Origin of the sequence: Desulfitobacterium nosdiversum (assembly GCF_049860565.1) — a bacterium.
Classification (GTDB): Bacteria; Bacillota; Desulfitobacteriia; order Desulfitobacteriales; family Desulfitobacteriaceae; genus Desulfitobacterium_A; species Desulfitobacterium_A nosdiversum.
Genome location: NZ_CP172056.1, coordinates 2,748,725 through 2,763,405 on the forward strand (window position 1 = coordinate 2,748,725; position 14,681 = coordinate 2,763,405).

General features: G+C 40.5%; 12 protein-coding genes. 10 read left to right on the forward strand and 2 right to left on the reverse strand.

Annotated features, from left to right (window positions below; translation table 11 throughout):
- The first annotated feature begins 36 nt into the window (after positions 1-36).
- The 3 genes from ACHOLT_RS13250 (at position 37) to ACHOLT_RS13260 (ending at position 2,744) form a co-directional block, all read left to right on the forward strand.
- On the forward strand, positions 37-375 hold the full coding sequence (locus tag ACHOLT_RS13250; protein ID WP_425801428.1) for an arsenate reductase family protein: 339 nt from the start codon (positions 37-39) through the stop codon (positions 373-375).
- Between the two features lie 71 nt (positions 376-446).
- Positions 447-2,060, forward strand: a complete 1,614-nt coding sequence (locus ACHOLT_RS13255; protein ID WP_425801431.1) for an ABC-F family ATP-binding cassette domain-containing protein — start codon at positions 447-449, stop codon at positions 2,058-2,060.
- 93 nt (positions 2,061-2,153) lie between these two features.
- On the forward strand, positions 2,154-2,744 hold the full coding sequence (locus ACHOLT_RS13260; RefSeq protein ID WP_425808055.1) for a DsbA family oxidoreductase: 591 nt from the start codon (positions 2,154-2,156) through the stop codon (positions 2,742-2,744).
- A 49-nt stretch (positions 2,745-2,793) separates the two neighbouring features.
- Here ACHOLT_RS13260 and ACHOLT_RS13265 read toward each other — a convergent pair whose 3' ends face one another.
- Both ACHOLT_RS13265 and ACHOLT_RS13270 read right to left on the reverse strand, forming a co-directional pair.
- Positions 2,794-4,014 carry an MFS transporter gene (locus ACHOLT_RS13265; RefSeq protein WP_425801433.1) on the reverse strand — a complete coding sequence of 407 codons (1,221 nt, stop codon included), beginning with the start codon at positions 4,012-4,014 and terminating at the stop codon, positions 2,794-2,796.
- 40 nt (positions 4,015-4,054) lie between these two features.
- Positions 4,055-4,900 carry a CvfB family protein gene (locus tag ACHOLT_RS13270; RefSeq protein WP_425808057.1) on the reverse strand — a complete coding sequence of 282 codons (846 nt, stop codon included), beginning with the start codon at positions 4,898-4,900 and terminating at the stop codon, positions 4,055-4,057.
- Between the two features lie 196 nt (positions 4,901-5,096).
- On the opposite strand from ACHOLT_RS13270, the gene ACHOLT_RS13275 reads away from it, so the two are divergent.
- The 7 genes from ACHOLT_RS13275 (at position 5,097) to ACHOLT_RS13305 (ending at position 14,624) form a co-directional block, all read left to right on the forward strand.
- Positions 5,097-6,350: a hypothetical protein gene (locus ACHOLT_RS13275; RefSeq protein WP_425801435.1), complete on the forward strand. Its 1,254-nt coding sequence runs from the start codon at positions 5,097-5,099 to the stop codon at positions 6,348-6,350.
- A gap of 121 nt (positions 6,351-6,471) precedes the next feature.
- Positions 6,472-7,206 carry an ABC transporter ATP-binding protein gene (locus ACHOLT_RS13280; RefSeq protein WP_425801438.1) on the forward strand — a complete coding sequence of 245 codons (735 nt, stop codon included), beginning with the start codon at positions 6,472-6,474 and terminating at the stop codon, positions 7,204-7,206.
- Positions 7,193-7,945 (forward strand): ABC transporter permease, encoded by a 753-nt coding sequence (locus ACHOLT_RS13285; protein ID WP_425801440.1) that lies wholly within the window; start codon positions 7,193-7,195, stop codon positions 7,943-7,945. The genes ACHOLT_RS13280 and ACHOLT_RS13285 overlap by 14 nt, the downstream gene beginning before the upstream one ends.
- A gap of 9 nt (positions 7,946-7,954) precedes the next feature.
- Positions 7,955-9,403, forward strand: coding sequence for a sensor histidine kinase (locus ACHOLT_RS13290; protein ID WP_425801443.1), 1,449 nt, complete (start codon positions 7,955-7,957; stop codon positions 9,401-9,403).
- A 45-nt stretch (positions 9,404-9,448) separates the two neighbouring features.
- On the forward strand, positions 9,449-10,153 hold the full coding sequence (locus ACHOLT_RS13295) for a response regulator transcription factor (protein WP_425801445.1): 705 nt from the start codon (positions 9,449-9,451) through the stop codon (positions 10,151-10,153).
- 64 nt (positions 10,154-10,217) lie between these two features.
- Positions 10,218-11,228 (forward strand): NADH:flavin oxidoreductase, encoded by a 1,011-nt coding sequence (locus tag ACHOLT_RS13300; protein ID WP_425801448.1) that lies wholly within the window; start codon positions 10,218-10,220, stop codon positions 11,226-11,228.
- Positions 11,229-11,372: 144 nt separating this feature from the next.
- Positions 11,373-14,624: an SNF2 helicase associated domain-containing protein gene (locus ACHOLT_RS13305; protein WP_425801451.1), complete on the forward strand. Its 3,252-nt coding sequence runs from the start codon at positions 11,373-11,375 to the stop codon at positions 14,622-14,624.
- Positions 14,625-14,681: the final 57 nt, after the last annotated feature.

Sequence of the window (14,681 nt, forward strand, 5' to 3'; positions counted from 1 at the left end):
GCATGGATACCTTAGAGGGGAGACTTATGGAAACAAATGAACATCCAAATTTTTGGAACAAAAAAATGCTTTGATACGAAAAAAGCAGAACGGTACTTTAAAGAAAGAAATATAAAATTCCAATTCATCGATCTGAACGAAAAAGGGTTAAGCAAAGGTGAATTGGAAAGTGTTAAGCAATCTGTTCCGTTAAACGATTTAATCAATAAAGGAAGTAAAATGTATAAAGCGTTAAACCTTGAATTCATCCGCACGAACAGCACCCGGGAGGAGCTATTGCTCAGTAACCCTGGACTCTGCCTGACACCGGTTGTCCGTAATGGACGGAAAGCAACGGTTGGTTATCATCCTGAGGTTTGGCAAGAATGGGAATGATTTATTCATTAAATCGTGGTATAATGCGGTATTGTTGACAAAAAATTGAGTTTAAAGGAACGATTTATTGAATGATTAGTACAAGCGGGTTAACGTTAAGGTTTGGCAAAAGAGCCCTCTTCGAAGACGTTGATGTAAAGTTTACACCGGGTAACTGTTATGGTGTGATTGGGGCGAATGGCGCCGGCAAGTCGACTTTCCTTAAGATTCTTGCCGGGGAAATTGAACCCTCCAAAGGTGAAGTCATCATTACACCAGGTGAACGAATTGCGGTCCTCAAGCAAGACCATTTTCAATTTGAGCATTTTACCGTAATGAACACGGTTATTATGGGACATTCACGTCTTTATCAAATTATGGAAGAAAAAGACGCTCTTTATGCAAAACCCGATTTTTCTGAAGCGGATGGGATTAAAGCGGCCGAACTTGAAGGGGAGTTCGCAGATTTAAATGGTTGGCAAGCCGAGGCGGAGGCAGGAGAACTCTTAATGGGTCTTGGAATTCCCAAGGAGCTTCATGACAAATTGATGGAAGAACTGGACGGCAATCAAAAAGTCCGGGTACTCTTAGCTCAGGCTCTGTTCGGACGTCCCAATATTTTGTTATTGGACGAGCCGACGAACCACCTGGATCTGGAATCCATTAACTGGTTGGAAAATTTCCTTTTAGATTTCGAGAGTACTGTAATTGTTGTTTCTCATGACCGCCATTTCTTGAATAAAGTGTGTACCCATATTGTCGATATTGATTTTGGCAAGGTCCGGATGTATGTCGGAAACTATGATTTCTGGTACGAATCCAGCCAATTGGCTTTGAAAATGATGAAGGATGCCAATAAGAAAAAAGAAGAGAAAATTGCTGACTTGCAGAAGTTTATTCAGCGCTTCAGCTCTAACGCATCAAAAGCTAAACAAGCGACTTCACGCAAAAAGCTTTTAGAGAAGCTTACTTTAGACGATATTAAACCGTCTTCGCGGAAATATCCATATGTAGGATTCACACCGGATCGTGAGGCGGGGAATCAGCTTTTGACGGTGGAGAACTTATCGGCAACAGTTTTGGGAGAGAAAGTTTTCGAGGATCTTTCCTTTACGGTCAATAAAGGGGACAAGATTGCTTTTGTTGGCCCGAATAGCTTAGCTAAAACGACTTTGTTTCGAATTCTAACGGGTGAAATGGAAGCCGACGAGGGAACATACAGCTGGGGAGTTACAACTTCTCAGGCTTATCTTCCTAATGATAATTCTGAGTACTTTGAAACTGAACTCAATCTTGTTGATTGGTTAAGGCAATTCTCAAAAGATCAGGATGAATCTTTTGTGCGCGGTTTTCTGGGGCGAATGCTATTCTCCGGTGATGAAACACAGAAACCGGCTAATGTATTGTCAGGAGGAGAGAAGGTACGCTGCATGCTCTCACGGATGATGCTTAGCGGAGCGAACGTTCTTCTTCTTGATGAGCCTACAAACCACCTTGACCTCGAATCAATAACAGCTTTGAATAATGGACTGATTAACTTTAGCGGTACAATGCTCTTCGTTTCGCAAGACCATCAGTTTGTCGAAACGATCGCGAACCGCATTATAGAGATTACACCTCAAGGGTTAGTTGATCGTCAGATATCGTATGACGAATATCTTGAGAATGAAAATGTTAAGGGATTATTGAATACGATGTATGCATAAAAAAGTCTGTATGTGATGATAGCCAAAACGGAGGGAAATTTGATGATCTATAATCTTAGAATCTACTCAGACTATAACTGACCGTATTGTTATATTGGCAACGGGATTGTCAACGCTTTAAAAAATGAGTTTGATATTGAAGATCACTGGATGAGCTATGAACTCCATCCGGAGACACCTCCTGAAGGAATAGCGCTTAAACAATCCTTTCCGCAGATGAATATTCAAGAGAGGCAGAACCAATTCAATAAGATGGGTGCTCCGTATGGAATTGTCTTTAACAATTTGTCTAGAGTTGTAAATACACATCTTGCTCTTCAGGCGAGTGAGTTTGCTAGAGAAGAGGGAAAATTTCATGAGTATCATGAGAAACTGCTTTATGCTAACTATACCGAGGGAAAAAATATCGGAGATATTAACGTCCTCCTTGAATTAGCTCAAAATGTTAAACTGGATCCCCAGAAACTTGAAATAGCCATCCGGCAGAAACGGTATGAGCCGCGTTTGCTTGAAGTCCAAGACCAGGCTGAAAAAGATCAAATTATGGCTACTCCGACCGTGATCATTAATGATCAGTTTAGAATCGTTGGAGCACAATCCTTTCAAACGTTTCGAAAGAAATTCAAAGACATCGAGTCAGGGAATCTGACTCAGCCGTTTACTCTGTCAATGACAAAGAAATAACAGCTATTATGATTAGCTGCTTAAGTTTACTAGAGCCGCGAGGAATATTTCAGCCTCTGCGGCTCTTTTTATTGAACTTCCAAATGATGAGGCTGAGGAGTACCAGACCGAGTCCGCCCCAGCAAACCCCTTGCCACTCCCAAGCGCTCCAAAGGGTTACACCTAAAGCCGATCCCAATGCGCCGCCGATAAAATAGGTCACCATATAGACAGCATTCAACCGATTCCTTGCTTTCGGAAGAAGCGTATAGATCTGCGTCTGATTGGCAATTTGTGCTCCCTGAATGCCTAAATCTAATAGAATAACGCCAAGAATCAAGCCCCATAGATGTTGCCCTAGTATGCCTAAAATAACAAATGACAGAAAAGAAATTCCAGCTGCTGCTCCGGCAACAGTTCTAGGACCTTTTCTGTCGGAGAGACGACCCGCGTATGGTGCTGTCAAAGCTCCGACAATTCCAACGAGTCCAAATAGACCCGCAACGTTGCTGCCCAATGAATAGGGTGGTTTATTTAAAAAGAAGGCTAAAGTAGTCCAAAAGAGACTGAATGCACCAAAAAGCATTCCTCCCATAAAGGATGTTCTTCGTAAGACGGGTTGTTCCCAAATGAGTTTGCCAAGTGAAACCATCAATGAAATATAGGTAATTTGCTTATTCTCCGGTTCACATTTGGGGAGATTGATCCTAAGAAGGAGCATCAAAATCATCATGAGACCTGCGGCAAGCAAATACATTGTTCGCCATCCCCAAATGAATCCAATAAACCCGCTGATCAGACGTGCGAGCAAAATTCCCATAAACAGGCCGCTCATAACAAGACCAACGACTCGGCCCTGTTCCTGCGGTTTAGCTAGCTGCGCAGCTAAGGGTACGATCAGCTGCGGAACAACAGTCGTAATTCCAACTGCAAAACTTGCAGCCTCCAGCATTAAAATATTTGGGGCAATAAACATAGCTAGTAAAGAAGCGATTACAGCTCCAAGTAGATGAGTAATCAGCTTTCTGCGTTCCCACAGATCTCCTAGGGGTATAAAAATAAACATACCCACAGCATATCCCAGCTGTGTGAGCATGGAAATATTTCCAATACGGCTTGCCGATACATGAAAGGTTTGTCCCATTTCAACCAGTAAAGGCTGATTGTAGTAGAGATTTGCAACTGATGCACCTGCACCAATCGCCAAAATCCAGATTAAGCCAGGTGAAAGTTCTAAAGAAGGCAGCGGTTTGCTGCCTGAAAGATTATAAGAAGACTCGGTCTGATTCATACAGGAAACTCCTTAATGGATACCGCATATATTCTAAAAATTATTGATCGAACTTAAGGCTGAAGCTCTTTTCCGTCTTCTGAATTCTTCCTGATTTAAGTAAACTGCCAATCGCTCTCTTATATTCAGACTTGCTCATCTTAAATGTTTTTTCGATTTCCTCAGGGCTAGCCTTTTCATCTAAGGGGAGGTTTCCCTCGTTTTCCTGCATTGCTTTAAGAAGGAGCTGTGCATCGACACTCATCTGTTGATACGAAAGTCTACGTGTCGAAAGATCCAGTTTGCCATCCTCCCGAACGCGGATAACTCTTGCCTGAACTTTGTCCCCTGGGTGAAGCTCAGTAAAGTTTTCCGTACTCGGAATAAGCCCCTTAAACTGATTGTCTACAGCTACAAAGGCTCCTAATTCCGGATGAATCTGGTATACTGTTCCTGTAACCGATTCATTTTTTTGATAGGCCGCATTTGAGCTTAAGTACGAGGTGATATCGGTAGTACCGCAAAGGCGTTCGCTTTTATCGATATAAACATAAACTAAATAGCTTTTACCGACTTCAATGGGATATTTCTGTTCACGAAAGGGTAGAAATAAACCCCTCTCAAGTCCGATTTCCAGGAAAGCACCAATTCCGGTTTTAGCTGTAACCGTTAAATAAGCGAGTTCACCGACTTGTGCCATGGGTGTCCGCGTGGTGGCGATCAATCGGTTTTCCGAGTCCCGATAAATAAACACATCGAGAAAATCGCCTACGCCGGCATCTTTTGGGCGCTGTTTTTCCGGCAGAAGGATATTATCGTTACGATTACCTGTCCCCGCATCAAGGTAAGCCCCAAAGGAAACGAGATTTGCTATTTGAAGTCGATTAAATTTGCCGATCTGAATGATATGAATTCCCCCTATCTATATCACTTCATTATAGCATAAGCCTAAATCCGCTGCTATTTTCGCCTTCTATAATACGCAATAAAGTTAGGCATTTAGAGTTTATAGTTTATTAATAATCTGTTTAGAGAAATTCAACCCCTTTACGCTAGAATATGGTTAAGGGAGCTTCCAGTAAAAAGTAAAGGAGTCTAGAAATATGAAAGTAAAGAAAAAAACAGCAATGCTTATCAGCTTTGCTCTAGGCAGTTTAATTTTTGCAACGACGGCAATGGCTGATATAACGAGCAAAAGCGGATATGAACAATTTAAAGACTCGATAAAAACTACTGCGGAAAAATGCAGCAGTACTTTTGACAGTTATACAACGGATATTTCATACGTCCTTAAGGACAATGGCAATAATCTTGTTTCAGACAACACGATCCAAAAATTAAACCGCGCTAATAAATCCCATGAAACAACTTCAATTCGTGAAAGCCTCAGCGGAGGAAAATTTACACAGTTGTTCTATTTCGACCCAATGACCCGCATTAATCAAAATAGTGGAGATCCTACATACTATGTCACCGAGTTTTCCGAACCCCAGCAAGATTATTCCTATAAAAATCCCTTTAAAGAAGAACGTGCAGCGGATGCCGAAAAAATAGCCGATGCCATCATCGGCAGCTTGAAGGATCAAGTCATTCTCAGCAACAATGCGGACGGATCCAAGGATTTTAAGGGCTCTTTAAACGAGGTCCAAATTCCTACGCTTATTAATGCGCTTGTATCTTTTCAGTTAAAACAAAATTTTAACGGCAATAATCCGGATACTCCCTCTTTAGCTAAAGATATTTTTGTGAAAGAGATAACAGGAAGTGCTCATGTCAATCCGGAAGGATATCTGGAAAACATTCTGGGAACAGCGACAATAGAGGGAAAGGATTCCCAAGGGAAAGAGCACGAAATTACCATTGAAGTTCTTGCCAAGTTATCAGGAATCAACACAACCGCTGTTAATAAACCTGACCTTACAGGTCAAAAAGTAAATAAGCAAGTGGGTAAAAATCAAGGTGAGCCTCAAAAAATATCCAATTATAATAAGTTTGTCGGCAAATACAGCAACCCTATTATTGCAGAAAAAGACGGTAAATATGTGAAGCTAGGGAAAAGAGTTCTTGAAATCCAGCAAATTGATGAGACTCATCTTCTAGGCAAATATTATGAAGAATATAAAGCCGGCAATGATCCCAGTTCTGGCAAGAGTCAAAGCTTCAGCTTCGATGCCGCATTCAATAGCGGCGATAAAAACGATCCAAGGGGTTTGCACTTTGAAACAACAGGTGAATCCGGGGAAAAAATTATCGGAAATATGCACCTTGACGAGAATCTTGGCAAAATATATTTTGATTTTAATCGGATTCAGGGCAACTTCACCTATGATTCTTCCTTCAGCCCTGATCTAGACTAAAGAAGCATATCAAGACAAACGGGTTCTTTTTAAGAATAGTTGCGTTACAGCTGCTACGCCAGGAATGATAAATGAGCCGCTGTAACGTAACTCTATTCATTAAGACCATATTCTGGAGGTAATGATGGGAAACGAAATTGTCTTACAAATTCAAGACTTGACCAAGCGTTATCCTAACGGTCGCGGAATTGAGAATATTAACCTAAATATCTATAAAGGGGATATCTTCGGTTTTCTTGGTCCTAATGGTGCGGGCAAAACGACGGCGATGAAAATCATCACCGGCCTTATTCATCCGGATTGCGGTGATGTCAAGATTTTCGGCGTAAGTGTTACGGAAGAGTATGAAAAAGCAATTTCCGTAGTCGGCTCGATTATTGAAATTGCTGAATCCTACCCCTATTTGACTGCCTATGAAAATTTGAGGCAGATTGGGCGCTTCTCGCCCAAAGTTGATGATCATCGAATCAATGAAGTTCTTGAAATTACCGGAATGAAGAAATTTAAAGATGAAAAGCCTAAAAAGTTTTCGCTGGGCATGAAACAGCGCTTAGGGTTAGCGGCCGCAATTTTGAATTATCCTAAACTGGTCATTCTCGACGAACCTCTTAACGGTTTGGATGTTGAAGGAATGATCGACATCCGGAACCTTATCAAACATATGTCGGAAAATGAGGAGACTGCTTTTTTTATTTCCAGCCATTTGATCCATGATATTGAACTCATGTGTAATCGGATCGGTGTCATTTATAATGGCAAAATGCTCAACGTCGAAACGACTGAAAATATTTTGCAGAACTATGCTACCTTGGAGAATTACTTTGTGAGCGAGGTCGAACGAAATGGGCGTATTTAAAATAGCTCTTATCAATGAGCTGGAAAAGCTTTATAAAAAGAAGAAAGTCCTGGCAGCTATAATATTGTCCATCATTGTCGTTTTGGTCGGCCAGTTAAGTGTCCTTGGAGTAAGAACAGGCTTTGGCATCCGCGGAGCCGGTAAGGTTGAATTTCCAATGTTTGTTCTTTCTGTCGTTGTAAATACAATATTGCCTTTGTTTACTGCATTAGTGACCATTGACTGCTTTTCCGGAGAATTTGCTCAGAATACAATAAGAGCAACCTTAACTCGACCGGTAAGCCGATTTAAAATTTTTGCAGCAAAGATTGCAGCGATTGCCTTATTTATTCTGACGATCTTATTTCTGCTTTTAATTCTATCCCTAATTTCAGGCTTAATATTTAATGCCAATTCGGCAACCGGAAGCGATGTGTTGAAAACAGTCATTGCCTATACTGTAAGCAGCCTGCCCCAAATAATTATAGGGCTGGGTATTGTGCTGATTGCTAACGTTTTTAAAAGCGGAGTATCCGTTTTTTTTATTTCAATCCTCTGCTTTTTAGGCATTAAAGTACTGGAAATTGTTTTTTCCCAGTATAGCGGTATGCTTATAACGGCGCAGCTCGATTGGTATACTCTCTTTCTCAGCCAATCGTTTCCTTTTATGAAGATTGTACGCCAACTCTTTCTTATGATGGGTTATGGTATAATGTTATTCACAGCGGGTTTTTATTTTTTTGATAAAAAGGAATTTTAGGGTGAGACCATGAACCTTAAACGCCATTTCATTTTTGCCAATGCTGCCGCAGTTGTAATTCCTTTAGTTATGACTGCGGTTTTTGCCTTGGTTTTTTTATTTATTTCTTCAAATTTTAAAAGCCCTTGGTTCTCCTTTGAGGATTATCAAACGTTGTCGGAAACACAAATTGAATTATTGTACATCAAACAGGATATTTTGAAACAATCACCTGACGTCATCAAATCTCCGGAATTTATAAAAGAGCTGCAAACGCGATTGTCCGCAATCAATGGTGAATTTATCGTTCTTCAAGGGGAACAGGTTTTGTTTAATTCACACAATCTGAGTAAAATCGATGTCGCTAAAAGTTTAGATGCTGTGAACTCACATGTTGGTAATGCCTCAGTGAAACTGGGAAATATGACGTATCGAATCCACTCCGTTAAGCTATCTTTAGCAGAAGGTGTTTCAGGTTATGTTTTATTGCTTGTGCCTATCGACCCTTCGGCCTTGAATGATGTAACCCGATTTCTTATCTTGATCGGGATCATTTTTACCTTAAGCTTTGTTTTGACCAATGTTTTTGCCTCCTACCGTTTTACCCGGCGAACGCTATCTCCTTTAAATCATCTCAAGAAAGCGGCAGGTGAGATCAGCAGCGGAAATTTAGATTATCCGATTGTCGAGGAGGGGGATCTGGAGATTCAAGAGCTTTGCCGTGATCTTGAACTTATGCGTCTCAAACTCAAAGATTCCATCCATACTCAGTTAAAGTTTGAAGAAAACCGCAAAATGCTGATTTCAAGTATTTCTCATGATCTTAAAACCCCAATCACGTCGATTAAGGGTTATGTTGAAGGACTGCGAGATGGTGTTGCCAATACGCCGGAAAAACATGATCGTTATCTCCAAACGATTTATGCTCAAGCAAAGCTTGTTGATCAAATGATTGAGGATTTGCTGTTGTATGCTAAACTTGATTTAAAGCAGCTTCCCTTTGATTTCGAACGAACAGATATTGAAGATTACCTTTATGAGTTTGTTTTAGAAAATGAACCTGCTTGTACGCAAAATGGGATTGAACTTTCGTTTCAAAGCAGTCTGATCCAGCATACTCAAATTTTGTTGGATCAAAACCGTTTTCGCAGAGTGCTCATGAACATTCTTGATAATTCAAAAAAGTATATACAGAAAAACTCTTTGGGAGAAAAAGGAGAAATTAATATATCTTTGCGCGATACCCAATCAAGCATTATTATTGAACTGATGGATAATGGGCCGGGTATTTCCAAAGATGATTTACCTTATATCTTTGACCGTTTTTATCGCTCGGATCGTTCACGCGGTAAGATTAAGGGGAGTGGGTTAGGCCTTGCGATTGCAAAGCAAATCGTAGAAGGACATAACGGGATAATCTGGGCTGTAAGTAAAAATCAGGAGGGAACCCGTATTTTAATTTCTTTAAGTAAATTCTAAGCCAATAGAGTTATGAATTAGGATAATTCATAGGGGGCAGTGCCATTGAAGGATATTCTTATTATTGAAGATGATTTAAGTATTGCCGAATTGCAAAAAGATTATCTTGAAGTTGCGGGCTTTAACGTTACCATTTGTTTAGATGGAAAAGAAGGATTAAACGTTCTTGAAGACCCTCGATCTGAATATAGTCTTTTGATTCTCGATATTATGCTTCCAGGCTTCGACGGCTTGGAGATTCTTCGCAAAATCAAAGAGAACAAAGGTATTCCTGTTCTCCTTGTTTCAGCAAAGAAAGAAGAAATCGATAAAATTAAAGGTTTAAATTTGGGAGCTGATGACTATATTACAAAACCTTTTAGTCCTGGCGAACTCGTGGCTCGGGTAAAATCCCACCTTGAAAACTATGAACGTTTGAAACAACGTTTTAACCAAGGCGTGAGCAAACAGACTGAATTGTCCATTCGAGGCTTAAGAATTGAAAAAGATGCTCGCCGAGTTTTTCGTCAAGGTATAGAAGTAAATCTTGCCCAGAAAGAATTTGATATTCTCCTTTTTCTTGCGCAAAATCCCAATTGCGTATTTAGTCGGGATAAACTCTTCGAACAAATCTGGGGGCTGGAAGCCTTGGGAGAATCTTCGACCGTAACGGTACATATTGCACGAATTCGTGAGAAGATTGAAAGTGAACCCTCAAATCCGCAATATATTGAAACCGTTTGGGGTGCCGGATATCGTTTTAAAATGTAATTTGGTGTTTAATGTTTTATACTAAATTTATATCTACTTTTTATTGATATCGGAGGGACTTTTTATGACAAAATTACTTGAACCTATCCAGGCCGGATCACTAACCTTGACCCATCGCCTGATCATGCCACCGATGGCCACATCTAAAGCTGAAGCTGATGGACGTGTCAGTCAAGCTATTCTTGACTATTATAAAGAAAAAACAGCGGGAGGATATCTTTCGCTTGTCATCATAGAGCACAGCTTTATTGAGCAAAAGGGAAAAGCCAGTAAAAATCAGCTATCCGTTGCTGAGAACAGTATGATTGGGGATTTAAAACATTTAGCCGAGGTTATCCATCAAAACGGATCAAAAACAATGATGCAGATCAATCATGCGGGAAGTGCGGCATCGAGTGAAGTTACAGGTTATTCTCCTGTTGCTCCTTCGGCAATCATTAATCCTCGCACTGGGGGAGAACTGCCTCATGAACTTACCCAAGAAGAGATAGCGAATATTGTTCAAGCCTTTAAAAATGCTGCGCGCCGTACAAAAGAAGCGGGTTTCGACGGAGTGGAGATTCATTCCGCTCATGGTTATCTTCTCAATCAGTTTTTATCGCCGCTTACGAATAAACGTACGGATGAATATGGAGGAACACTTGAAAATCGAATTCGACTTCACCTCCAGGTGATTAAAGCTGTTCGCGCGGAGGTAGGTGAAGATTATCCTCTTCTCTTAAGGCTGGGGGCCTCCGACTTTATGGAAGGGGGCACTACGCTTGAAGACAGCCAATTTGCAGCTCGCGAATTTGAGAAAGCGGGGATCAGCATCCTGGATATTTCCGCAGGTCTCTGCGGCTATATGCGCCCAGCTGCTGAAGGAAGATTTCCTGCGTTGACAGAGGGAATAAGAAAAGTGGTTTCAATTCCTGTTATTTTAACGGGTGGAATTACGCAAATAGAAACTGCAGAACAATTGCTTATTGATGGCAAAGCGGATCTAATCGGCGTAGGCCGCGCTATTCTGCATGATTCAAAATGGGCGGCAGAAGGGATTCGTAAGCTTCAATCCATGAAAAACAATCAAATTTAATTTTAGATCTTAAAGGGCGGGCTTTCTCTTCATGAATAGAGAAGTTCTGCCTTTTTTTGCCTTAAGAGTAAAGCGTAATCTTAGAGAAATTATGTTATAATAGCTTTTATATTATTTGGGACCTATTTTAAAGGAGTCTTTCTCATGTTTCGTCTAGAGATTACAGATAAACAAATGCGTGCCTTAGCAAGCTATCCGACAGCCTATGAATTAGGTATTGCTTATTATCAAGCCGGAAAAGTAGGGCCTCTCGAATATAATCCGGCGGACCGAATCATAAAGGCTTTTGTTTCAGGAACATCTCGTTATTTAACACAGCTCAAACTGTCTCCCGAGGGCAGAATCCAGCGTTATCATTGCAGTTGTCCTGCATATAACCGGCAGTCCGGGGCGTGTAAGCATATTATCGCAGTTATCAAAAGTGCCCAAGCTGCTTTGCCCTTAATTTTTAAAAATAAGGCTAAAAGCTCCTCAACCCAAGAATTTCTATCATTTTTTCAAAATACGAATTCAGAACGATTTAAAGAAGAACTGAATCTAGAGGTAGAGCTTGAAGTATATATTGTTCCGAGATATCGGATAATGGCTCAATTCTCCTTAAAGATAGGATTTCAACGGCTCTATGTCGTAAAAGATATCGGCTTATTTCTTAATGCCCTTGATAAAGGAAAATCGTTAGAGTTCGGTAAGCAATTCACCTTTGAACCCGATCGCCAAACGTTTAAAGAAGAGGATCGCCCTATCATTGATTTTCTCTATAAAATGTATGAACAAAATCTTGCTTGGTCTGAAATGGTGAATTCTTATACCGGGACAGTTTTTACAAATAAAAAGTACGTTCCTTTAAAAGGGGTATATTTTAAAACATTTCTAGATGCTCTTGGAGATAAGCCCTTTAATCTTTATATAGAATCAGTTGACCCTGTGCAGCAAACGAAAATTCTTCGTCAGGCACTTCCTATCGAGCTTTCCCTTAATTCTGAGGAAGACGATCTTGTCCTAACCTTAGAGGATGAAGATCTTCCTGTTCAATTACTTTCTGATGGAAGCTATTTTTTGTACCAGCAAAGAATTTATCAGGCATCACCTTCACAGCAGCAAATTCTTCCCCCGATGTTAAAAGCTTTGCGTAAAGAGTTTTCTTCCAGCTTAATCTTGCCCGCTTCGAGCAAAGAATTTTTTATTTCCGAAGCGCTGCCTTCACTGGAAAAGATGGGAAAAGTCTCAATTGATCCTGATCTTGCCAATAAATTCAGCCATGAGAAACTCGTCACCCAGCTTTATTTTGAACGAAGCAACGATAACGGAATTGAGGCCCGAGTCGAGTTCCATTATGGCACGACTGTCATCAATCCATTTTCCCCGACAAGTGATGCGCATAATAATAAAGCTTCACAGGATATCATTCTGATTCGTGCGGTTGAAGAGGAACGCCAAATATTGACACTTCTAGAGCTTGCAGAATTCAGCGTCAATCAGGGGAAAATCCATCTGGAAGACGAACAAAGGATTTTTGAATTTGCGGCCGCTTATCTTCCAAAACTTCAGGAGCTTGCAGAAATTTATTATTCCGAAGACTTTAAATTAACCATTCACAGCTCAGTCTCATTTTCCGGAGCTATTCGTTTAGATGAGAAAATGGATTTGCTTGAGATATCTTTTCATTATAACGATATTGAAGAGAAAGAATTAGTGGATATATTTCAAGCGCTTCAGCTTAAGAAAAAGTATTATCGTTTAAAGGACGGTACTTTTCTGAAATTGGAACAACCTGAACTTCAAACGGTAGCCCATCTCGTGGATTATTTGAATCTTTCCCCTGAAGACTTGGAGAATTCCGTTCTGACTCTTCCGAAGTACCGTGCCCTATATATTGACAACTATCTGCGTCAAACGAATTTAACGGGAATTCAACGCAACAAAGCGTTTAAACAACTGGTTCAGAGTATATTGGAACCGCATGACGGTGAGTTTGAGATTCCATCGTCTTTACAAAAGGTGCTTAGAGACTATCAGAAAACAGGTTTTCAGTGGCTAAAAACCTTGGCAGCTTATGGACTGGGAGGAATCCTAGCGGATGATATGGGACTTGGGAAAACCTTGGAAGTTTTAGCTTTTATTCTTTCTGAAAAAACAAATTTAAACCAACCTGCTTTGGTTGTTGCCCCTACTTCTCTAATTTATAATTGGCAGGAAGAAGCCCGTAAATTTACTCCTGATCTCAAAGTTCTTGTTGTTGACGGGCCGCCTCAAACTCGCCAAGAATTACTGAATGATCTTGGACAATGGGATCTTGTGATCACATCATATCCGCTTCTGAGGCGCGATTCGGAAATATATACGAAACTTGAATTTTCGTACTGTTTCTTGGATGAAGCTCAACACATCAAAAACCCGCAAACGATCAACGCTCGGTCTGTCCAACAGCTTCAAGCCAAAGGATATTTCGCTCTTACGGGAACCCCGATAGAAAATTCGCTTTCTGAGCTATGGTCTATCTTTCAATTTATCATGCCGGGCTATCTTTTATCTCATCAGGAATTCCGCAAGAAATATGAGCTTCCAATAATCAAAGAAGAAGACACTGAACCGCTGCTTGAACTCAGCAGGCATGTTTCTCCGTTTATTCTAAGGCGGCTGAAAAAAGATGTTCTTGTAGAGCTTCCCGAAAAGATAGAAACTCGGTTAAGCGCTCCGATGACAGAGGAACAAACAAAAATATACCTTGCCTATCTTCATGAAGCTAAAAAAAATATTGCCCAAGAAATTGCTGCGGTTGGTTTCGAAAGAAGTCAAATCAAAATTCTTGCAGCGCTGACACGTCTGCGTCAGATTTGTTCTCATCCCGCTATGTTTATTGAAGATTATAAGGGCGAAAGCGGAAAAATGGAGTTGTTCCAGGAAGTCATCACGAGCGCGCTGGAAAGCGGTCATCGTATTTTAGTGTTTTCTCCATTTACGACGATGCTTGATATCATTCAACAGTATTTAGTTCAAGAGAAAATAGAGTATTTTTATTTAAATGGATCAACAAAATCATTAGATCGTATGCAAATGGTTGAATTATTTAATGGAGGAATAGGTCAGATTTTTCTTATTTCCTTAAAAGCAGGAGGAACCGGTCTTAACCTTACCGGTGCTGATATGGTTATCCATTTTGATCCTTGGTGGAATCCTGCGGTTGAGGATCAAGCCACTGATCGTGCTCATCGTATCGGTCAAAAAAATGCTGTACAGGTGATTAAACTTGTCACTCAAGGAACGATTGAGGAAAAGGTCCTCGCGCTGCAAGAGAAAAAGAAAGAACTGATTCAAGCTGTTATTCAGCCGGGGGAAACTCTGCTTTCTAGATTAACGGAAAAAGAGCTTATAGCACTTTTTGAGTCGGAAGAATAGAAAAGCAGGTTATTAAAGGAAATCTTCATTTTCTCACGAATACTCCTAATGGTTTTA